Annotated in this window: 19 protein-coding genes; 4 read left to right on the top strand and 15 right to left on the bottom strand. The window is 70.3% G+C overall.

Annotation, left to right across the window (positions count from 1 at the left end; translation table 11 throughout):
- Positions 1-46 precede the first annotated feature (46 nt).
- The 4 genes from OG707_RS33345 to OG707_RS33330 are packed head-to-tail and all read right to left on the bottom strand — an operon-like array spanning position 47 to position 5,370.
- Positions 47-811, bottom strand: coding sequence for an ABC transporter ATP-binding protein (locus OG707_RS33345; protein WP_329125012.1), 765 nt, complete (start codon positions 809-811; stop codon positions 47-49).
- On the bottom strand, positions 808-2,736 hold the full coding sequence (locus tag OG707_RS33340) for a dipeptide/oligopeptide/nickel ABC transporter permease/ATP-binding protein (RefSeq protein WP_329125010.1): 1,929 nt from the start codon (positions 2,734-2,736) through the stop codon (positions 808-810). The genes OG707_RS33345 and OG707_RS33340 overlap by 4 nt, the downstream gene beginning before the upstream one ends.
- Positions 2,736-3,740, bottom strand: coding sequence for an ABC transporter permease (locus OG707_RS33335; RefSeq protein WP_329125008.1), 1,005 nt, complete (start codon positions 3,738-3,740; stop codon positions 2,736-2,738). The genes OG707_RS33340 and OG707_RS33335 overlap by 1 nt, the downstream gene beginning before the upstream one ends.
- A 13-nt stretch (positions 3,741-3,753) precedes the next feature.
- Entirely contained in the window at positions 3,754-5,370 is a 1,617-nt protein-coding gene (locus tag OG707_RS33330) for an ABC transporter substrate-binding protein (RefSeq protein ID WP_329125006.1), read from the bottom strand.
- 471 nt (positions 5,371-5,841) lie between these two features.
- Here OG707_RS33330 and OG707_RS33325 point away from each other — a divergent pair, with 471 nt between their 5' ends.
- On the top strand, positions 5,842-6,099 hold the full coding sequence (locus tag OG707_RS33325) for a hypothetical protein (RefSeq protein WP_329125004.1): 258 nt from the start codon (positions 5,842-5,844) through the stop codon (positions 6,097-6,099).
- 12 nt (positions 6,100-6,111) lie between these two features.
- Here OG707_RS33325 and OG707_RS33320 read toward each other — a convergent pair whose 3' ends face one another.
- The 10 genes from OG707_RS33320 to OG707_RS33275 all read right to left on the bottom strand — a co-directional run bounded on the left by OG707_RS33320 (position 6,112) and on the right by OG707_RS33275 (position 15,829).
- Positions 6,112-6,696, bottom strand: a complete 585-nt coding sequence (locus OG707_RS33320) for a hypothetical protein (RefSeq protein ID WP_329128110.1) — start codon at positions 6,694-6,696, stop codon at positions 6,112-6,114.
- Positions 6,696-7,832, bottom strand: coding sequence for an ROK family glucokinase (locus tag OG707_RS33315; protein ID WP_329125002.1), 1,137 nt, complete (start codon positions 7,830-7,832; stop codon positions 6,696-6,698). The genes OG707_RS33320 and OG707_RS33315 overlap by 1 nt, the downstream gene beginning before the upstream one ends.
- Positions 7,833-7,857: 25 nt before the next feature.
- Complete coding sequence (locus tag OG707_RS33310; RefSeq protein WP_329125000.1) at positions 7,858-8,676, bottom strand: ATP-binding cassette domain-containing protein; 819 nt, start codon at positions 8,674-8,676, stop codon at positions 7,858-7,860.
- Positions 8,673-9,710, bottom strand: a complete 1,038-nt coding sequence (locus OG707_RS33305; RefSeq protein WP_329124998.1) for an ABC transporter permease — start codon at positions 9,708-9,710, stop codon at positions 8,673-8,675. The genes OG707_RS33310 and OG707_RS33305 overlap by 4 nt, the downstream gene beginning before the upstream one ends.
- Entirely contained in the window at positions 9,707-10,717 is a 1,011-nt protein-coding gene (locus OG707_RS33300; protein WP_329124996.1) for a sugar ABC transporter substrate-binding protein, read from the bottom strand. Before OG707_RS33300 ends, OG707_RS33305 begins: the two co-directional genes overlap by 4 nt.
- Positions 10,718-10,790: 73 nt before the next feature.
- Entirely contained in the window at positions 10,791-11,786 is a 996-nt protein-coding gene (locus OG707_RS33295) for a sugar ABC transporter substrate-binding protein (RefSeq protein ID WP_329124994.1), read from the bottom strand.
- 108 nt (positions 11,787-11,894) lie between these two features.
- Positions 11,895-12,647, bottom strand: coding sequence for a GntR family transcriptional regulator (locus tag OG707_RS33290; RefSeq protein ID WP_329128109.1), 753 nt, complete (start codon positions 12,645-12,647; stop codon positions 11,895-11,897).
- 55 nt (positions 12,648-12,702) lie between these two features.
- Positions 12,703-13,551: a carbohydrate ABC transporter permease gene (locus OG707_RS33285; RefSeq protein WP_443071429.1), complete on the bottom strand. Its 849-nt coding sequence runs from the start codon at positions 13,549-13,551 to the stop codon at positions 12,703-12,705.
- Positions 13,548-14,492, bottom strand: a complete 945-nt coding sequence (locus OG707_RS33280) for a carbohydrate ABC transporter permease (RefSeq protein ID WP_329124992.1) — start codon at positions 14,490-14,492, stop codon at positions 13,548-13,550. Before OG707_RS33280 ends, OG707_RS33285 begins: the two co-directional genes overlap by 4 nt.
- Positions 14,492-15,829 carry an ABC transporter substrate-binding protein gene (locus OG707_RS33275; protein ID WP_329124990.1) on the bottom strand — a complete coding sequence of 446 codons (1,338 nt, stop codon included), beginning with the start codon at positions 15,827-15,829 and terminating at the stop codon, positions 14,492-14,494. The genes OG707_RS33280 and OG707_RS33275 overlap by 1 nt, the downstream gene beginning before the upstream one ends.
- 210 nt (positions 15,830-16,039) lie before the next feature.
- Between OG707_RS33275 and OG707_RS33270 the strand changes: the two genes are divergently transcribed.
- The 3 genes from OG707_RS33270 (at position 16,040) to OG707_RS33260 (ending at position 20,194) form a co-directional block, all read left to right on the top strand.
- The gene (locus OG707_RS33270; RefSeq protein WP_329124988.1) at positions 16,040-17,053 is read left to right on the top strand and encodes a LacI family DNA-binding transcriptional regulator; all 1,014 of its coding nucleotides are present in this window, start codon (positions 16,040-16,042) and stop codon (positions 17,051-17,053) included.
- A gap of 131 nt (positions 17,054-17,184) precedes the next feature.
- On the top strand, positions 17,185-19,125 hold the full coding sequence (locus OG707_RS33265; protein ID WP_329124986.1) for a cellulase family glycosylhydrolase: 1,941 nt from the start codon (positions 17,185-17,187) through the stop codon (positions 19,123-19,125).
- A 64-nt stretch (positions 19,126-19,189) separates the two neighbouring features.
- Positions 19,190-20,194, top strand: a complete 1,005-nt coding sequence (locus tag OG707_RS33260) for a Gfo/Idh/MocA family protein (RefSeq protein WP_329124984.1) — start codon at positions 19,190-19,192, stop codon at positions 20,192-20,194.
- Here the strand turns inward: OG707_RS33260 and OG707_RS33255 are convergent.
- On the bottom strand, positions 20,184-21,395 hold the full coding sequence (locus OG707_RS33255) for a cytochrome P450 family protein (protein ID WP_329124981.1): 1,212 nt from the start codon (positions 21,393-21,395) through the stop codon (positions 20,184-20,186). The genes OG707_RS33260 and OG707_RS33255 overlap by 11 nt on opposite strands.
- Between the last annotated feature and the right edge of the window lie 6 nt (positions 21,396-21,401).

The raw sequence follows: 21,401 nt of genomic DNA, 5'->3' as shown, positions 1-21,401 counted from the left end.
TGCCGGCTCCTTGTGGACGGGGTGGACAGGTTCGGTGGTACGAGTTTCACAAAGCACCTTCCGTACGGCGGGGTACGGCGGCGAGCAGCTCGCGGGTGTAGGGGTGCTGCGGGTCGGCGAGGACTTCGTCGGTGGGGCCCGCCTCGACGATCCTGCCGAGATGCATCACGGCGATGTGGTCGCTGAGGTAGCGCACCACGGCCAGGTTGTGCGAGATGAACAGCATGGTCAGCTTCAACTCCCGCTGCACACCGCGCACCAGGTTGAGCACGGAGCCCTGGACGGAGACGTCGAGGGCCGAGGTGATCTCGTCGGCGATGACGACCTGCGGCCGGCCCGCCAGGGCCCGGGCCAGCGCCACGCGCTGGCGCTGGCCGCCGGAGAGCTGCCCGGGGAGCATCGGGGCCCGGCCCGGATCGAGGCTGACCTGTTCGAGCAGCCGGGCCACCTGGGTACGGCGGGCCGCGCCGCCGCCGCGGCCCCCTTCGCGCGGCATCGCTTCGGCGATGGAGTCGCCGACGCTCATCCGCGGGTCGAGCGAGGAGTACGGGTCCTGGAAGACCATCTGCAGCGGGCGACGGCGCCCGGACAGCCGCCGCACATCGGCCCCGTCGAGCAGGATGCGGCCCGCGGCGAGCGGCGCCAGGCCGACGGCGGCGCGGGCCAGCGTCGACTTGCCCGAGCCCGACTCCCCCACCAGGCCCACCACTTGGCCGGACGGCACCGTCAGATCCACGCCGTCCACCGCGGTCAGGGCGTGCCGCCGGGAGCCGTACCGTACGCTCACCCCCTCGAAAACCAGCTCGCTCATGCGGTGCCTCCTGTGGTGCTCTGCTCGAAGAGTTCGCTCCCGCCCCGGACGGGGTGCCAGCAGGCGATCCGGCTCCCGCCGGAGCGGGTGACGGGCTCGGGATCCTCGCGGCGGCAGTGGTCGTCGGCGCGCGGGCAGCGCGGGGCGAACGCGCACCCCCGCTCCACCTGGTCCGGCTCCGGTGGACGGCCGGGGATCACCGCCAGGGGCCGGTCGCGGTCGGTGTCGAGGTCCGGTACGGCGGCCAACAGCGCCCGCGTGTAGGGGTGTTGGGCGCCGCTGAACAGGTCGGCGGCGGGCAGCTCCTCGACGATCCGGCCGGCGTACATGACCAGCACCCGGTCGCAGGTGCCGGCGACGACCGTGATGTCATGGCTGATCAGCAGAACGGCGGTGGAGCGCTGTTCGCGCACCTCGGCGAGCAGGCGCAGCACCTGCTGCTGCACGGTGACGTCGAGGGCGGTGGTCGGCTCGTCCGCGATGATCAGCCGGGGGTCGCCCATCAGCCCCATGCCGATCATGGCGCGCTGCCGCATCCCTCCGCTGAACTCGTACGGGTACTGGCGCGCGCGCCGCTCCGGTGCGGGTATGCGTACGGCGCGCAGCCGGTCCACGGCCCGCGCGAACGCGGCCCGCCGGCTGAGGTGTTGATGCTGTTCGGCGACCTCGGCGAGCTGCCGCCCCACGGTCGTGACCGGGTTGAACGAGGACATCGGGTCCTGGAAGACCATCGCCAGCGAGGTGCCGAGCAGGGAACGCAGTTCCCGTTCGCCGGTTTCGAGCAGGGGCACACCCGCGAACTCCAGCCGTGCGGCGGTGACTTGGGCCGGTGGTTCGACGAGCCGGGACACCGCCATCGCGGTCAGGCTCTTCCCCGAACCGGACTCCCCCACCACACCGACGGCTTCGCCCGGCCGTACGGCGAAGCTGACGCCGCGCACCGGGGTGGTCCAGCCTGTCGGGCCGAGGAAGGCCACCCGCAGGTCCTCCACCGCGAGGACCGGCTGCCCCTGGTCGTCAGGCTCCCTCGGGACGACGTCCGCGGCGGGCGCCGGGAGGGGGCTGCACCCGGGGGTGCCCGGCGACAGGGTGCGAACGCCGAGGGCGGCGGCCGCGGCCTCGCCGAAGAGGTTGAACGCCAAGCCGGTGACGACGACCGCGACGCACGGTGCGAGCGCGGGGGCGGGGGTGAGGCTGATACGGCCCAGCCCCTCGCCGAGCAGCCGGCCCCAGTCGTAGTCCGGTGCCTGTATGCCCAGGCCCAGGAAGGAGAGTCCGGCGAAGGCCAGCAGTGAACTGCCCGCGCCGATGGTGGCGTTGACGGCCAGCGGCTCGGCGATATTGGGCAGGATGTGGCGTACGAGGATCCGGATCCGGCCCACGCCGACGGTCCGGGCGGCGGCCACGAAGTCCTGGCCCGCGACCGCTGCGCCGAGGGTCTGGGTGAGCCGGGCGAAGGCCGGGGCCATCGCGAGGCCGATGGCGAGCACCGCGCCGGTCGCGCCCACTCCGAAGATGACGGCGAAGAACAGGGCGAGCAGCAGACCGGGGAAGGCCACGGCGATGTTCACCGCGGAGGTCACGAGCCTGCCCGTACGACGCGGCAGGACCGAGGGCACCGCGCCCAGGAGCAGTCCGAGGACCAGGCCGATGAGGGTCGCGGTCACCGCGAGGACCAGCGACAGCCGGGTCGCCACCAACACGCGGAAGAGGATGTCGCGGCCCAGGTTGTCCGTGCCCAACAGGTGGGCGCCGGAAGGCCCTTCCTGGAGGGCTGACGTGTCGACCGCGGACGCCCGGTCCCCCCACAGGACCGGGGCGACGACGGCCAGGACGACGACCGCGAGGAGCAGCAGCCCGGCGCCGGCACCCACGGGGGTACGGGCGACCGCTGCCCAGCGGGAACGAGAGGCGGGGGCAGGCATCAGGCCTCCCTGATCGCGGAGCGCGGGTCGAGCAGGGCGAGTGCCACATCGACCAGCAGGTTCACCACGAGCACGCCCGTCCCGTAGACGAGGACGATGCCCTGCACCACCGGGTAGTCCTTCTGCAGGATGGACTGCACGATCGTGGAGCCGAGTCCCGGCCAGGCGAAGACGTTCTCCACCAGCACGGTTCCCGCGACCAGCGCCGAGAGCAGCAGACCGCCGAGGGTGAGCGTGGCGGTCAGTGCGTTGGGAAGCGCGTGGCGTACGTACACCCGGCGCGGCGGCAGCCGCTTGGCGCGCGCGGTGCGTACGTAGTCGTGGGAGAGGACCGACAGCATCTCCACCCTGCCGATCCTGGCCAGTACGGATGCGGGGCCTGCGGCCAGGGCGAGCACCGGCAGGACGTAGGAGCCGGGGCCCTGTCTGCCCGCGACGGGGAACCAGCCCAGGCGTACCGCGAACACGTAGGCGAGTACGACGGCGAGCAGGAACTCCGGTACGGCGGCCAGCAGCACGCTGCCCGAGGTGAAGGCGAGTTCGGCGCCGCGCCTGCGCCCGCCCCGGGTCAGGGCTGCCATCGCCGTGCCGAGGGGGACCGCGATGACGAGGGCCAGTACGAAGGCGAGGCCGGCCAGTTGCAGGGTCGCGGGCAGCCGGTCGCCGATGGTCTGCGTCACGGGCTGGCCGCTGATGGTGGAGCTGCCCAGTTCGCCGGTGAACAGCCCGCCCAGGAAGTGCAGATACTGGTGCCACAGCGGGGTGTCGAGACCGAGCTCCGCGCGCCGCGCCGCGACCATGCCGGGCGAGGCGGTCATGCCCAGGGCGGCGCGGACCGGGTCACCGGGAACGAGATGGATCATCAGGAACGCCGCGGTGACCAGGACCCACAGCGACACGGCGAGCCGGGCCGATCTGCGGAGGCCGAACCGCAGCCAGCGGTTGGCGCGCCAGGTGGAGGCCGGCGTCGCGGGCGCCGTCGCGACGGCTGTCGCAGTCGTCATCGAGCCGCCCCTTCTAGTTGGCGTACATGCGGATCGAGGACGGGACGATCGCGCTCTGACTGACCCTGAAGCGGGCGGAAGCGCCGAAGACCGGGGTGAGGGAGTTGTAGTACGGCACCGCATCGAGGTGCTTGATCAACTCCGTCTCGGCCTGCTGCCACTGCGGGCAGCCGGCTGAGCCTGCCCGGGACGAGGCCTGCTGCACGAGCGCGGTGTAGGCGGGGTTCTGGACGCCGGCGAAGTTCAGGCCCTTCGGCGGTGTCGGCCCCGACATGAACGGGACCAGCTGGGTCGGCGCACCGAGGCCGAACGGGGCCATGGAGACGTCCCAGTTGCCGGAGCCGTAGAGCGTGCTGTTCAGCGCGGGGCTGTCCGCCGGCTTCAGCGTGACGTCGGCCCCCAGGCTCTTCCACTCCTGCTGGATCAGTTCGGCGCCCGCGGCCACGGCGGGCCCGTTCTGGGTGGCGTACATCAGGCTCAGTGCGAGCTTCTTGCCGTCCTTGGTCCGTGTCCCGCCGGGGCCGGGTGTCCAACCTGCCGCGTCCAGTGCGGACTTGGCGGCGGCGAGGTCGTGCCGGAGAAGGTTGCCGGTGACCGAGTCGCCGGTGCAGGCCCGTGGTTCGTCGGTGACCAGGCCCTGGGAGGGCTTTCCGGTGCCGTTGGTGATCACCTTGCCCACGTCGGGCAGGCTCAGCGCCTGGACCAGCGCCCGGCGCACCGTCTCGTCCGCTCCGGGGCGGCCTGCGGTCTGGTTGAAGTACAGCTCGCCCAGCGGTGCCTGCACATCCGCGTGGAACAGCTTCTGCGCGGCCAGCCGCTTCTGTTCGGGGCCGGCGACCACAGCGGCGTTCAGCTCTCCGGAGGTGAGCAGGTTGGCGGCCGTGGTCTCGTTGGGGATCACCCGTATCGTCACCTTGTCCGGCAGCCCTTCGGCCTTCTGCGTGGAGGCGCCCGGGCCCCAGCTGTAGTCCTTGCGCCGGGTGAGGGTGTAGTGGTCCCCGGCGACGGCTTCGGTCAGGGTGAACATGCCGGTGCCGCTCCCCTTGCCGCCCTTGGCCAGCACCGTGCGGTCCTTGAGACCCGCACCGCAGGCGATCGGTACGGAACCGGCGTTGCGCAGCAGGAACGCGTCGGGGGCGCCGCTGGTGAGCGTGACGGTCCGCTTCCCGTCGTCGGCCCGGGCCTTGGTGCCCGGCTGCACGAGCACGCCTGCCATCGGCGACTTGTTCTCCGGGGCACCGATGTAGTTGATGTTCGCGGCCACATCGCTCGCGGTCAGCGGCGAACCGTCGGAGCACGTGAGGCCGGGGCGCAGGGTGAAGGACGCCGTGCTGACGGTCGCCTGCCACTTCTGCGCGAGGCCCGCCTCGGGCTCGCCGCGGTCGTCGAGGTGGATGAGCGGGTCGTACAGGTAGCGGTTGATCCCGATGGCGATCGACAACACCGTCTTCGCCGGGTCGAGGGCTCCGGGGTCGGAGGCGACGGCCGTGGTGAACGTCCTGCCGTTTGCGAGCTTGCCCTCCCCGCCGCCGCTGCCGGACCCCGACGCCCCGCCGCAGCCGGCGGTCAGAAGCGCGACGGCCGCCACCAGGGGCAGGGCGCGTCCGGTGTGTGCCGCGGTGCCTCTCATACCGACACCCGCGGGTGCGCAGGCGTGACGGACGGACGGTTGAGCTCAGCGCACGTGGTCATGCGGATCCCCACTTCCGAGGCTACGAGCCGGTGATGTCCGAAACGTAGGGGAGGTGGGAGCGCAGGCACTTCGTCGCTCGCTACAAGGCGGAGCGGCCCCGTTCGTCGGCGCCGACGAACGAGAGCGCGCGGCAGGTGCGATGACGCACGGTCAGGTCATGGCGTCCGCTGTCCGCAGCATGAGACGCCGTTGCTGGGACAGCCGGTTCGGTGCGAGCATCCGCGCCATGCTGCGTCAGCTCATTATCGGCTGCGGCGTGCCGGCACCGAGATGACCCGGAGGCGACCCCTCCCGGGCAGCTCACCGCCCGCACGCAGACCTCTCGCCCTCCGCGAGGGGTCTTTCTGCTTTCCCCCTCCGTGCGAACGGCCTCACCCGGCCGTCAGACCAAGACAAGGAAGCACCGCCATGACGCCCGACTCGTACTCTCCCCGCCGGATCACGGTCACGCTCCGCGACAGTGGCGGGGCGCTCGGCCGGATCGTCTCCGCTCTGCGCCCGGTGCCGGTGCAGGAGCTGACCTACGCGGTCTCCGCTCCCGCCCGGGCCACCGCCGAGGTCGTCGTGGCCTCGGCCGACGCCGCCCGGGTGCGGGGGCGGCTCCATCGCGTGGTGGACGTCCTGACCGTCATCGAGTCGGACACCGGACCGCTCCCGGTCCGCTGAGGGTCCGTGGCCTCAGGGCTTCGTCGCCGAGACGACGTACACCATCGGGCTCGACGGGTTCGTCAGGTCCACGGTGATGTTCACCGTGGGCTGCGGGTCCTTCTGCGTGAAGGTGGTGCCGGCCCATTTGCGGCCCTCGGGGAAGGTCCAGCCGACGACCTTCGCGTCGCTCGCGCTGATCGTCACCTTGCCGGCCTCCAGGGCGGAGGTGCTGGTGCCGACGCCCTTCATGAACTGGTCGAGTCCGGCCGCCGACGTACGGAACTGGGTGTAGAGGCGGCTGACCTTCCAGTTGCTCGTCTCGTAGTACCCGGTGCTGGTGGATCCCGCCGGGACGGGGACGTCGTAGATGGAGCGCTGGACGGTGGAGGGCCGGCCCGGGAGCAGCCCGGTGGCCGCGGCCTCCTTCTCCTTGTCGCGGCCGCTCTGGCGGCTCTGCTCGGCGGAGATCAGCAGATAGCCGGCCGGTACGCCGACCAGGAGCAGGATGATCAGCAAGGTGATGATCCGGCGGCGGACCACATGGCGCCGGTCCTCGGGGGGCTTGCGGCCGGGTTCGTCCGGGGGCGAGGACTGGCGCGGCACGGCTGCGGTCATCATGCGGATCCCTGGGTGGTACGGGAGGCGCGGGCGTAGCGCTCGTAGCGCTCCACACGCCGCCGGTTGGCGCGGCGGAAGCGGCGGGCGATCAGCCTGGCCAGGTCGGCGGCGCCGACCATGCCGGCCTCGGGGCCGAGCTCCGCCTTCACGATCCGGGCCTCGGGGCGGTAGCCGCGGCCGGTCAGCTGGCGCTTGAACGCGTCGCGGGCGGGGCCGATGAGGAGGTCGTCGGCGGCGCTGACGCCGCCGCCGATCACGAAGCAGGAGGGGTCGAGGGCGGCGGCGAGGTTGGCGATGCCGACGCCGAGCCACTGGCCGATGTCCTGGAAGAGCTCGATGCACATCGCGTCGCCCTCGCGGGCGAGCTCGGTGATCAGCGGCCCCGTGATGTCGGGGATGCTGCCCTTGACCCGCTCGATGAGGTTGTACGCGACCGGCGAGTCGGCGGCGGCGAGCTCGCGCGCCTCGCGGACCAGGGCGTTGCCGGAGCTGTACTGCTCCCAGCAGCCGCGGTTGCCGCACGGGCAGCGGTGGCCGCCGGGCACGACCTGCATATGGCCGAACTCGCCCGCGACCCCGAACTTGCCGCGCTTGACCTGCCCGTCCTCCAGGATCGCGCCGCCGATGCCGGTGCCCAGCGTGATCATGACGAGGTGGTCCTCGCCGCGCCCCGCGCCGAAGCGCCACTCCGCCCAGGCGGCGGTGTTGGCGTCGTTGTCGACCATGACGGGGACCGCGAGACGGGCCTGAAGCGCGTCGCGCAGCGGCTCGTCGCGCCAGGCCAGGTGGGGGGCGAACAGCACGCGCGAGCGGTCGGCGTCGACCCAGCCGGCCGCGCCGATGCCCACGGCGTGGACGTCGTGCCGGTCGGAGAGGTCGAGGACCAGCTCGGTGATGACGTCCTCGACGACCTTGGCGCTCTTGGACTTGTCGGGCGTCTCGGTCTTGATCCGCTCCAGGATCACGCCGTCCGCGTCGACGACGCCGGCCATCACCTTCGTACCGCCGATGTCGATCCCGACCGTCGGGACCCGGGGCGCCGTGAGGTGGGAACGGCGCTCGCGGGTGCCGACGGTCTTCAGGACGGTGGCGCGGGCGGAGCCCCGGTGCGCGAAGTCGCGGTACGTACTCATCGGGCCGATTCTGCCATCCGAGATGTCAGGAGGCGTCCGGGAGCTTCTTCACGGGGACCTCGGGGAGCACCGTGGCGCGCTGCAGTTCGTGGCTGAGCTCCTCCAGCTCGCTGCCGCCGGCCATCTGGCGCGTCAGCTCGTCGAGGGTGATCTCGTCCTTGGTGTAGCTGCCGAACATGGCACCGCGCTTGAGGAGGACGAACCGGTCGCCGACCAGGTGGGCGTGGTGCGGGTTGTGCGTGATGAGGACCACGCCGAGGCCCTGGTCGCGGGCGGCGGCGACGTACTTCAGGACGACGCCGGACTGCTTGACGCCGAGGGCCGCGGTCGGCTCGTCGAGGACGAGGACCTTGGCGCCGAAGTGGACGGCGCGGGCGATGGCCACGCACTGGCGCTCGCCGCCGGAGAGGGTGCCGATGGGCTGGTCGACGTCGCGCAGGTCGATGCCCATGCGCAGGAGCTCGGCGCGGGTCGTCTCGCGCATCTTCTGCACGTCGAGGCGCTTGAGCGGTCCTGCACCCTTTGTGGGTTCGGAGCCGAGGAAGAAGTTCCGCCAGACCGGCATCAGGGGGACGACGGCGAGGTCCTGGTAGACCGTGGCGATGCCCTTGTCGAGGGCCTCGCGCGGCTTGGTGAGGGTGGTCTCCTCGCCGTCGATGCGGAAGGTGCCCGCGTCGTGCTGGTGCAGCCCGGAGATGATCTTGATGAGGGTGGACTTGCCCGCCCCGTTGTCGCCGAGGACGCAGGTGATCTCGCCCGCGTTGACCAGGAGCGAGACGTCCTCGAGGGCTTTGATGTTGCCGTAGAACTTCGCTACGCCGTCGAGTTCGACAAGAGCTGTCATCGCGATGCCTCCGCTCGCTTGCGTACCCAGGCGTTGAGCAGCGTGGCCAGGAGCAGCATCGCCCCCAGGAAGAACTTGAACCAGTCCGGGTTCCACTCCGCGTACACGATGCCCTTGCTGGTCATGCCGAAGATGAACGCGCCGACCGCCGAGCCGACCGCGGAGCCGTAGCCGCCGGTGATCAGACAGCCGCCGATGACGGCCGCGATGATGTACGTCAGCTCGTTGCCGACGCCCTCGCCGGACTGCACCACGTCGTAGCTGAAGAGCAGGTGCTGGCCGGAGATCCAGGCCGCGAAGGCCACACCCATGTAGAGGCCGATACGGGTCTTGACGACCGGGACGCCGACCGCGCGGGCCGCGTCCGCGTTGCCGCCGACCGCGAAGATCCAGTTACCGGCCTTGGTGCGCAGCAGGATCCAGGTGGCGACGGCGATCAGCGCCGCCCACCACAGGATGGTCACCTTGAGGTTGACGGAGCCGATGGTGAGCTGCGAGGCGAAGACTTCCTTCGCCGAGGAGAAGCCCTCCATGTTGCCGATGGCCTTCGTGGAGACCGTGCCGCTGATGAGCTTGGTGAAGCCGAGGTTCAGACCGGTCAGCATCAGGAACGTGCCCAGCGTGATGATGAAGCTGGGGAGCTTGGTGCGGGTCAGCATGAAGCCGTTGAACGCGCCGATGGCGAGCGTGACGGCGAGCGAGACGAAGACGCCCACCCAGACGTTCGCGGTCATCTGGTAGCTGAACATCGAGGAGATCAGCGCGGCGCTGGTCACCAGCACACCGGCGGAGAGGTCGAACTCGCCGCCGATCATCAGCAGCGCGACGGGGACCGCCATGATGCCGATGGTCGAGGCCGCGTACAGCACGGTCGAGAGACTGGAGAGCTGCAGGAAGCTGTCCGCGACGATCGAGAAGAAGATGAAGACGGCGACCGCGCCGACGACCGAGCCGAGCTCGGGCCGGCCGAGGAGTCTGCGCAGCAGCGACGGCCTGAGCAGCCGTTCGTCCGCCGGTGGTGCGACTGTGGTCATCGGGTCCCCCGCTCCGTGTACTTCTGCAGAGCTCCGGCGTCGTCCTTGGTGATGATCTGCGGTCCGGTGAGGACCGGCTTTCCGCCGCCGAGCACGTTGAGGTTGTACTTGTAGAGCCAGATGAGGTCCACGGCCTCGTAGCCCTGGAGGTACGGCTGCTGGTCCACGGCGAAGCCGAGGGTGCCGGCGGAGAGCGCGGTGGCGACGGCGGCGTTGAGGTCGAAGGTGTCGATCTCGGCCGAGGACTGCGCGGTCTCCTTGGCCTGGACGGCGGCGTCCGCGAAGGGCGCACCGAGGGTCACGACGGAGTCGACGGACTTGTCGGCCTGGAGCTTGGCCTCGATGGACGCCTGGACGTCGGGCATGTTGGTGCCGTCGACGTAGAGGTTCTGCATCGTGCCCTTGAACGTCTTCTTCGCTCCGGCGCAGCGCTGCTCGTGGCCGACGTTGCCCTGCTCGTGCAGGACGCAGATGGCCTTCTCCTTGCCGCGCTTGTTGAGCTCCTCGCCGACGGCCTCGCCGGCGATCGTCTCGTCCTGGCCGATGTGGGCGAGCGCGCCGAAGGCCTTGGAGACCTCGGAGCCCGAGTTCACGGTGATCACCGGGATGCCGGCCTTCTCGGCCCTGGCGACGGCCTCCTTCATGGCGTCCGGCTTGGCGAGCGTGACGACCAGGCCGTCGACGCCCTTGGAGACGTAGGAGTCGACCAGCTGGGCCTGCTCCTGGGCCTGGTCGCTGTGGGCGTACAGGAAGTCGATGTTGTCCTTGGCGGCCGCCTGCTCGGCACCCTTCTGGACGATGTCCCAGAAGGTGTCGCCATCGCCCGAGTGGGTGACCATCGCGACTTTCCAGCGGGGTGTGTCCACCGCCGCCTTGCCCGATGCGGCCTGTGCGGCCCGCTCCTCGGCGCGCTTGCCGCCCGTGCTGCTGCACCCCGCGAGGGACGCTCCGAGCACCGCCGCCAGCACCGCGCTCACCGCGCGTACCCCTGTCCGAACCCTTGCCACGACGTGGTGCCCTTCTTGGTCTTCCGTACATCTCGTGCGGGCCAAGTATGGGTCACGTGAGGTCGCGGGGCCGTCATCGGGTACCGGCGGCGGTGTACTTCTCCAGTGCGGGTACGTCCTTCTTGGTGAGGATCGCGGGTCCGGTGAGGACCGGCTTTCCGCCGCCGATGACGTTGAGGTTGGTCTTGTAGAGCCACAGTTCGTCGATGGCGAGGTAGCCCTGGAGGTACGGCTGCTGGTCGACGGCGAAGCCGATGGCGCCGGACTTCATGGACGACACGACCTTGGCGTTGAGGTCGAAGGTGTCCACCTCGGCCGACGAGCCCGCGTCGCCCTTCGCCTTCACTGCGGCGTCCGCCATCGGCGCGCCGAGGGTGACGACGGCGTCGGTGTCCTTCGCGGCCTGGAGCTTCGCGGTGATCGAGGAGGCGGCGGCGGGCGTGTTGGTGCCGTCGACGTTGACGTTCGAGACGGAGCCCTTGAAGGTCTTCTTCACGCCCGCGCAGCGCGCTTCGAGGGAGACGTTGCCCTGTTCGTGGATGACGCAGAGGGCCTTCTTCTTGCCCTCGGTGTTGAGCTGTTCGCCGACCGCCTCGCCCGCGACGGACTCGTCCTGGCCTATGTGACCGAGCGCGCCGAGCTGCTGGGAGAACTCGGCGCCGGAGTTGATGGAGATCACGGGGATGCCGGCCTGGACGGCCTTCTTCACGACGTCCTTGACCGCGTCGGGCTTGGCGAGGGTGACGACGATCCCGTCGACCTTCTGGTCGATGGCGGCCTGGATGAGCTGGGCCTGCTGGCCGCCGTCCTTGTTGGCGGAGTACAGGAACTGCACGTTGTCCTTGGCCGCGGCCTGTTTGGCGCCGCTCTGGACGATGTCCCAGAAGGTGTCGCCCTCGCCGGAGTGGGTGATCATCGCGATCTTCAGACGCGGGGTGGAGACCCCTTTACCGTTGGACGGCTGGGACGGCTTCGGTTCGGCGTCCTTGCCGCCCGAGCCCGAGCAGCCGGCGGCGGCGAGCGTCAGCGTGGCGACGAGGAGTGCTGCTGCTGTACGGGTCGTACGCATGGGGTCCGCCTTCTCTCCCGGCCGCCGGGTTGCGGCAGAGGAGTTCTAGCGGCGGGCGCGCTGCCCCGTCAATGGTTTGTCAGAACATTCTTACGAACTCCACCGGCTCTACGGGCGGACCAGGAGCTGGAACTCGAAGGCGTAGCGCGAGGCCCGGTAGGCGTGGGTGCCGAATTCGACGGCCCGTCCGGTGGAGTCGAAGGTGGTGCGCTGCATCGTGAGCAGCGGCGCCCCGTCGGGCTCCCCGAGCCGTACGGCCTCCGCGGCGCCGGCGGCGCGGGCGCCCACCGACTGGCGGGCGCTGTGCAGGGTGATGCCCGCCGCGCGCATCATCCGGTAGAGGCCCGTGGCCTCCAACTGGTCGGTGTCCAGGGACAGTAGACCGGTGGGGAGGTAGTTGCAGAGGTGCGCCATGGGCTCGTCGTACGCGAGCCGCAGTCGCTCGACGTGCTGGACCTCGCTGCCCTCGGGGACCGCGAGGGCTGCCGCGATCTCGGCGGTCGCGGGGACGGTGTCGTTGCACAGGACGCGGGTCGTGGGGCGCTGGCCCGCCGCGAGGAGGTCGTCGTAGAGGCTGCTCAGTTCGAGCGGGCGCTTGACCTGGCTGTGCACGACCTGGGTGCCCACCCCCCGGCGGCGTACGAGAAGGCCCTTGTCGACCAGCGACTGGATGGCCTGGCGGACGGTCGGGCGGGAGAGCCCGAGGCGGCCCGCGAGGTCGATCTCGTTGCCGAGGAGGGTGCCGGGGGTGAGCCGGCCGCGCTCGATGGCCGCCTCCAACTGCTGGGCGAGCTGGAAGTAGAGCGGGACCGGGCTGGTGCGGTCCACGCCGAGTTCAAGACTGAGCGCGGGGTCGGCCATGGGTTTGGACACGGGGGGAGCGTAGTCCTCGTCCGGTTGTCCGGACAAAGGGTAGTCACCGGGTCGCTCCCCGGGTGAACCCGTTGTAGATGTACCGCTGCAGGAAGAGGAAGACGGCGAGGGTCGGCAGGATGACGAGCACCGCGCCGGCCGAGATGGTCTCCCAGTGCGCTCCGAAGGGGCCTTTGAAGCGGAAGAGCGAGGTGGAGATCGTGCCCAGGTCGTCGGACGGCATGTACAGGAACGGGATGTAGAAGTCGTTGTAGACGGTGATGCCCTTGATGATGACGACCGTCGCGATCGCCGGCTTCAGGAGCGGAAAGATGATCTTGCGGTAGATGGTGAAGGCGTTGGCGCCGTCGAGGCGGGCCGATTCGTCCAGGGAGACCGGGATCCCGCGGATGAACTGCAGGAAGATGTAGATCGAGACGATGTCCGTGCCCATGTAGAGGGCGATGGGCGCCCACCGGGTGTCGAACATGCCGAAGCTGTTGACGATCTGGAAGGTCGCGACCTGGGTGGTGACCCCCGGCACCAGTGTCGCGATCAGGAAGAGCGCGACGACCAGCTTCTTGAAACGGAACGTGAACCGGTCGATGGCGTACGCCGTCATGGAGCCGATGAGCACCGTGCCGGTGATCGAGAAGAAGAGGATGAACGCCGTGTTGCCGAAGGCCGAGAGCATCCGGCCGTCCCGGAACGCCGTGACGTAGTTGTCGAAGTTCAGCCAGTTGTGCGGCAGGGTCAGCGCCCCGTCGGAGTCCGCCATTTCCTGCGCGCTCTTGAGGGAGGTCAGAAAGACGGCGGCCAGCGGCAGCAGCACGACCAGGCAGGCTGCCACCAGGGACGTGTAACGCAGCGCGGAGGCCGTCCGGTTCATGCCCCGGGCAGTGTGCGTACTCATACGAGGTCGACCTTTTCGTCGGGGACCAGACGGCGCTGCACCCAGGTCACCCCGAGGATGATCAGCAGCAGCACGATCGCGGCGGCCGAGGCGAGCCCTGTCTTGTTGAACTGGAAGGCGAGCTTCACGGTCTGGATGACGAACGTCTCCGTGCCCGTCGCACCGCCGGTCATGATGTACGGGATCTCGAAGGCGGAGAGCGACCCGGAGATCGACAGGATCACGGTCAGGCTCAGGATCGGTCTGATGCTCGGCGCGATGATGTGCCGGAACTGCTGCCAGCGATTGGCGCCGTCGAGCTCCGCCGCCTCGTACAGCTCGCCGGGGATCGACTGGATCGCTCCGAGGAAGAGGACGAAGTTGAGACCCAGGTAGCGCCAGACGGACACCCCGGCCATGGAGCTGTTGGCGGACTCCGCCGTGCCGAGCCACGCGCGGTGGCCGCCGGCCCCGAAGAGACCGAGGACGGTGTCCAGGGTGCCGCCGTCCTGGAAGAAGTAGAGGAAGACGAAGCCGATGGCGACACCGTTGATGAGGTACGGGAAGAACAGCAGCCCCTTGAAGAGGTTGCGGAAGCGGATGTCGAAGCTGAGGATCGTGGCGAAGTAGAGGGCCAGGACGATCTGCACGACGGACGCGGCCAGGTAGTAGGCGCTGACGAAGAAGACCTGGAACAGCGCGGGCCGGGTGAAGAGTTCGGTGTAGTTCTCCACCCCGGTGTAGTGCAGTTCGGGGCTGATGCCGTCCCAGTCGGTGAAGCTGTACGCGATCATGTTCGCGACCGGTGCGTAGGTGAAGACCCCCAGGAGCACCAGTGGGGCGGCGAGGAAGAGCCAGGGTGTGACGGCGCGCCAACGGCGGGCGCGTGCAGGGGCTTTCGCCTCCGCCGGCCGCACCGCGTGCTGCACCGGGGGAGCCTGGTGTGCGGTGGTCTGTGCCATCACTGCCCTGCGGACTTCTGCGCGGCGGTCCAGCGCTTGGAGAGGTCGGCGAAGAACGACTCCAGGCTCTGCTTCTTGGCGCCGCGGGCGATGTCGACCAGGTCCTGCCGGTAGTCGGGCTTGTTCAGGCCGATCTCCGACTCGTTGTCGATCGCGTTGACCTGTGCGCCCTTGGTCTGGTCGAGCTCGATGAACTTGACCCCCGCGTCCTCGTACGGCTTGAGGATCGCGGGCAGCGGGGCCGACTTGAGCGGCGAGATGGTCAGTTGCGAGTCCGCGTAACCCGACTTGTCGGTGAACCAGTCGATCCAGGCGCGGGCCGCCTCCTTGTGCGCGGAGTGGATGTTCACGGCCTGGTTGTAGTCCGGGGACGTGACCGGGCAGTACTTGCCGTCCACCTGGGCGGGGAAGGGCATGAACCCGATGTCGTCGGGGTTCGTGCCGACGCTCTTCGCGGCACCCTGCATCTGCACGGTCGCCCAGGAGCCGAGCCACATCGTGGCGATCTGCCCCTTGGCCAGCTTGGTCTTGGACGCCTCCCAGGCCGTGGTCGTCGGGTCCTTCTCCGCGTACCCGTCGTGCACGATGTCGTAGAGCAGGGTGTCGACGGTGCGCAGCTCGCCGCCGTTCTTCGCCCACGGGTCGGTGGTGGTGAGCTTGTTGTTGGCCTGGACGTCGCAGCTGAGCGAACCGTTCGCGAAGGTCCATGCGGTCATCGGCCACATGTCCTTGAAGTTGGTGTAGTACGGGATCGACGCCGTCTTCGTCTTGATCTGCTTCAGGTCGGCGAGGAACTCCGCAGGCGTGGTGGGCCACTTGGTGATCCCTGCCTGACTCCACACCTTCTTGTTGTACGTGAACCCGGGGATCGACCCCATCGGGCTCTGGCCGTACGTCTTGCCGCCGACCGTCGTGAACGCGGTGAAGCGGTACTTCTTGCTGCGCTCGGCCTCGGTGCCGAGGGAGGCGAAGAACCTGGGGTAGTCGGCCTTGGGGATGACGCCGGGGATCATCAGGACGTCGCCGTAGTTCTCCGTGTTCATCCGGATCTTGACCTCCCCCTCGTAGTCGGTGATGGCATCGAACTTGACCGTCACCTTGGGGTAGATCTTGTTGAACTCGTCCGCGTACCTCTTCATCGTGCCGTCCTGCACCAGGTCGGTCTTGTGGGTGAGGACGGTGATGGTCCCCGAGACCTTCTTCGGGTCCGTGGGGGCCTTCGCGTCCGCTCCCTTCGCACTGCCTCCGCTGCCGGTGCAGGCCGCGGTCAGCAGCGCGGTGGCGACCAGCGCTCCGGCGAACGTCGTTGTCCGTGTCCGTATCCGTATGTGCACCATGGCTGTTCCCTAGCTCGTCGTGGCACGGATGGAGGGCCGAACGGCGGTCCGCGCACCGTCGGTGCCGTGAAAATTAAGGGCGCCGGAAAGCCTGAGTCAATGCCGGTGCATTGCTTTTCTGCCGAGCGATGTCCGACGATGTCGAGAATCAATCCGCCCCGTCTACTGAACCGGATTAGTCGAAATGAATCGAACTCCCAGGTCCCGCCCGTGAAGCGCCCCACGATGGCGGACATCGCCCGGCGCGCCGGAGTCACCAAGGGCGCGGTGTCTTTTGCGCTCAACAACCGCCCCGGCGTCTCCGAACCGACCCGCCGCCGCATCCTCGCCATCGCGGAGGAGCTCGGCTGGCAGCCCAACAGCGCCGCCCGCGCGCTCTCCGACGGAAGGGCGGGGGCGTTCGGCCTGGTCATCGACCGGCCGGCGCGCACCCTCGGCCTGGAACCCTTCTTCATGCAGCTGATCTCGGGGATCCAGTCCGAACTGATCAGGGACGCAACGCCGTTGGTGCTCACCATGGCCGAGGACCAGGCGGCGGAGGTCGCGCTCTACAAGTCCTGGTGGGCGCAGCGCCGCGTGGACGGGGTGTTCCTGGTGGACCTGCAGGCCGACGACGCCCGGGTGACGGTGCTCGAAGAGCTCGGCATGCCGGCCGTGGTGCTCGGCGCGCCGGTCGGCACGGGCGCGCTGCCCGCGGTCTGGAGCGACGACGCGGCCGCCGTGCACACCGTCGTACGCCACCTCGCCGACCTGGGGCATCGCAGGCTGGCGCGGGTGGGCGGACCCGAGCGGCTGCGGCACACCGTGATCCGTGGGGCCGCATTCGACGCGGCCGTACGGGAGTTGGGGCTGTCGGGGTGCACGGTGGAGACCGACTACAGCGGGGAGGCGGGAGCCGCGGCCACCCGGGCGCTGCTGTCCGGCGGCGAGGCGCCGACGGCGATCATGTACGACAACGACGTGATGGCCGTCTCCGGGCTCGCCACCGTCCAGTCGATGGGGCTGCACGTGCCCGCCGACGTCTCACTGGTGGCCTGGGACGACTCCGCCCTCTGCGAGCTGGTCCACCCCGCACTGACGGCCCTCAGCCGGGACATCGCCGGGTACGGGGCCCATGCGGCGCGGCTGCTGCGGGCGGCGGCGGGCGGGCTCGAGGTGGCGGACCTGGAGGATCCCGCGCCCCGGCTGACGCTGCGGGGGAGCGTGGCGGCCCCGGTCAAGTAAACCGGTTTACCGAGGGGTTGACGCTAAACCGGTACAGCGGTTCACTGCTGTGGAAAGCGCGGCACGCCCGTCCGCAACGGGCCGCACCTGTCATGCCAGCTGCCCTCAGCGCCCTCAGGGAGAATTCACCGATGGAGCGTCCTGCTGCCCGCATTCCCTCCGACCGCTCCCCCGCCACCTGGCTGGGCGCCAACTTCTGGTCCCGCGCCGGGGGTCCGCTGATGTGGCGCTCGTACGACGGGGAGACCGTCACCGGGGAGCTGCGCGTCCTGCACGAGCACGGGCTCAACATGACCCGGTCGTTCTTCTACTGGCCGGACTTCCACCCCGAACCGCACCGCGTCGACGACGTCCTCTGCGACCGCTACCGGGACTTCCTCGACCGGCACCAGGAGCTCGGCATGACCACCGTGCCGACCTTCATCGTCGGCCACATGTCCGGCGAGAACTGGGACCCCGTCTGGCGCGGGGGCCGCGACCTCTACACCGACGTCTGGCTGGTCGCCCGACAGGCCTGGTTCGCCCGCGAGATGACCCGGCGCTTCAAGGACCATCCGGCCGTGGCGGGCTGGCTGATCTCCAACGAGATGCCGATCTACGGCGCCGAGGGTGCCACCCGCGAGTCCGTCGCCTCCTGGGCCCAGATCCTCGTCGACGCGGTGCGGGCCGGCGGCGCCACCCAGCCCGTCTCGCTCGGCGACGGCGCCTGGGGTCTGGAGAACTCCGGCCACGACAACGGTTTCTCACTGCGCGACACCGCCGCCCTCACCGACTGGCTGGGCCCGCACGTCTACCGCATGGAGGACGACGTGGTGCGCCAGCACTACGCGGCCGCCTGGGTCTGCGAGCTGACCGGGTCCTTCGGCCGCCCCGTGGTCCTGGAGGAGTTCGGCCTGACCTCCGACTTCGCCTCGGGCGCCCATGCGGCCCGCTACTACCGCCAGGCCCTGCACAACTCTCTGCTGGCCGGGGCGACGGGCTGGATCGCCTGGAACAACACCGACTACGACACGCTGCGCGACCAGCCCCCGTACAGCCACCATCCCTTCGAGATGCACTTCGGGCTCACCGACTCCACCGGAGCCGCCAAGCCCCAGCTGCTCGAACTCCGCGACTTCGCTCGGGTGTTGGAGGCGGTCGACTTCGAGCGGTGCACCCGCGCGGAGACGGACACGGCCCTGGTCGTCTCCTCGTACCTCGACACGCTCTACCCCTTCACCCGGCCCGAGGACCGCCGGCATGTGGAGCAGACCGCCCGGCAGTCGTGGATCGCGGCCCGCCTCGCCGACGCCCCCGCCGCCGTGGTCCGCGAGAGCAACGGGCTGCCGGAGGGCCACCGGCTGTATCTGGTGCCCGCCACCAAGCAGTTGCTCGCCTCCGGCTGGTACCGGCTGGAGGAGCTGGCGCGCGGCGGGGCCACGGTCTATGTCTCGTACTGCGCGGGCAGCCACGACGAGCAGCGCGGGCCCTGGTACGCACACCTCGACCAACTCTTCGGCGTGCAACACCAGTTGGAGTACGGGATGGTCAACCCGATCGAGGACGACGAGACCGTCCTGACCTTCCTGCAGCCCTTCGGCAACCTCCCCGAGGGCGCCACCCTGGCCTTCCGTACCGCCGGCACCGACAGCAGCAGATCGTTCCTGCCGGTGGAGCCGGAGGGCGCCGAGGTGCTCGCGACCGACGGCCGGGGACGGCCCGCGCTGCTGAGCCGCCGGATCGGCGCCGGGAGCGTGGTGCTGTGCACGTATCCGCTGGAGCACATGGCGGCCGTGACTCCGCGGGTCAATCCGGAGGCGACGAGCAGGCTGTACGACGCGCTCGCCGTGCACGCGGGGGTACGGCGTCCGGTGACCGTCGACGATCCGCGCGTCGCCGTGGACCTGCTGGTCCACGAGGAGGGGCACCGCTTCGTCTGGCTGGTCAGCCAGAGCCCGGAGGAGCTCCGGGTGAAGCCGGTGACCGAGGCCGGGCACCTGCTCTCCGAACCGGGGGGCGGCGCGGTGGACACGGTGGTGCTGCCTCCGTACGGGGTGGTGGTGCTGCGTCTCGACGCGGCGAACACCCTTTAGCCGGCCGGGAGTTTGTCAGGACATACCGTTGACAGGACCGGGCGGCCGACGGCACGTTGGGGCCATGCGAATCGGACTCATCGGCACGGGACGGATCGGCTCCTTCCACGCGGGGGTGCTCGGCGCCCACCCCCGCGTGGAGTCCCTGGTGGTCGCGGACACCGACGGGGCGCGGGCGGCAGAGGTGGCGGTACGGACCGGTGCGAGCGCCGCGGCCTCGGTCGACGCGCTGTTCGCGCAGGACCTCGACGCGCTGGTCGTCGCCTCCGCCACCTCCTCGCACGCCGAACTGATCGGCCGCGCCGCCCGGGCCGGGCTCCCCGTCTTCTGCGAGAAGCCGATCGCCCTCGACCTGCCCGGGACCCTGGCCGCGCTGCACGAGGTCGAGGCGGCGGGGACGGTCCTCCAACTGGGCTTCATGCGGCGCTTCGACGCGGGCTACGTAGCGGCGCGCTCCCTGGTGCGCTCCGGTGCGCTCGGGCGGCTGCACACCGTACGCGCCATGACGTCGGATCCCGCGCCGCCGCCCGCCGCGTATCTGCCGCTGTCGGGCGGCCTCTACCGGGACTGTCTGGTGCACGACTTCGACATGATGCGGTGGGTGACCGGGCGGGAGGTCGTCGAGGTGTACGCGACGGGGTCCGACGCGGGGCCCGCGATGTTCCGCGAGGCCGGGGACATCGACACGGCCGCCGCCGTCCTCACCCTCGACGACGGGGTCCTCGCCACGGCCACCGCGACCCGGTGCAACGGGGCGGGCTACGACGTCCGCATGGAGCTGGCCGGGGAGCTCGACCAGATCGCGGCCGGGCTCGACGACCGTACGCCCCTCACCTCCGCCGAACCCCAGGGCCCGCCGCCCGCGGACAAGCCCTGGCCGGGCTTCCTGGAGCGCTTCGCCCCCGCCTACGAGGCCGAGTTGGACGCCTTCCTCCAGGTCGTACGGGGAGAGCTCGCCAACCCCTGCGACGGCCGCGAGGCGCTGCACGCCCTGCGCATCGCCGAGGCCTGCGAGCTCTCGCGGCGCGAGCGGCGCCCGGTCCGTGTCGCGGAGATCCCTACCAGCTGACGGGGAGGGCGTGCGGGCCCCGGATGAGCATGCCCGTACGCCAGGAGACCGCCGCCGGGTCGATCTCCAGCGAGAGGTCCGGGCAGCGCTCCAGGAGGGAGCGGATCGCGATGCGCGCCTCCAGGCGGGCCAGCGGTGCGCCCAGGCAGTAGTGGATGCCGTGGCCGAAGGAGAGGTGGCTGCGGGCGTCGGTGCGCCGGATGTCGAAGCGGTCCGGGTCCTGGTAGCGGGCCGGGTCGCGGTTGGCGTCGGAGAGCGCGACCAGGACCAGTTCGCCGCCGCCGGGGATCACGGTGCCGCCGATGTCGAGGGGCTCGGTGGTGAAGCGGTACGTGGGGGTCTCCACCGGGCCCTCGTAGCGGAGCATCTCCTCCACCGCCTGGTCGATGAGGCCGACGTCGGCGCGCAGGGCGGCCAGTTGGTCAGGGTGGGTGAGCAGGGCCAGGACACCGTTGGAGATGAGATTGACCGTGGTCTCGTGGCCGGCGACCAGCAGCAACCAGGCCATGCCGAGGAGTTCCTCCCCGGAGAGACGGTCGCCCTCCTCGTCCGAAGCGGTGATGAGCGCGCTCATCAGGTCGTCGCCGGGCTGTTCGCGCTTGGAGGCGAGCAGCTGGGAGAGGTAGGCGGGCATGGCCTTGGCGGCCGCGGCCCGCTCCTCGGGATCGGTCGAGGAGATCGCGACGTTGGAGAGGTCGCGGAACGACGCCCGATCGAGGAAGGGGACGCCGAGCAGTTCGCAGATCACACCCATCGGGAGCGGGAAGGCCAGCGACTCGACGAGATCGGCGCGCCCACCGGGAGCGGCGGCGAGCATCGCGTCGAGCAGTCCGTCGGTCATCTCCTGGATGCGCGGGGCGAGTTGCTCGATGCGGCGGGGTGTGAACTCGCGGGTGACGAGCCCCCGGAGCCGGGCGTGCAACGGCGGGTCCGAGCTGAGCATGGTGCGCCCCGACGAGACCTGGGCGACGCCCAGCGCGGGCGAGGCGTTGCGCCACTCCTTGGAGAGCCGCGGGTCGGCGAGGAGGGCGCGCCCGGCCTCGTAGCCGACGACGAGCCAGGCGTCGGAGCCCTCGGGCATCCGGATGCGGTGGACGGGGCCCGCCTCGCGGAGCTTCGCGTAGACGGGGTACGGGTTCCGGGTGAAGTCCTCGCCGAGTGCGGCGAGATCGACTATGGCGGCGGGGGCATCGGCGGTCACAGGCGG

It is taken from the genome of Streptomyces sp. NBC_01465, assembly GCF_036227325.1.
In the GTDB taxonomy this organism is placed as follows: Bacteria; Actinomycetota; Actinomycetes; order Streptomycetales; family Streptomycetaceae; genus Streptomyces.
The sequence above is the reverse complement of the archived record's forward strand: the minus strand, read 5'-3'. Positions and strand labels throughout refer to the sequence as shown.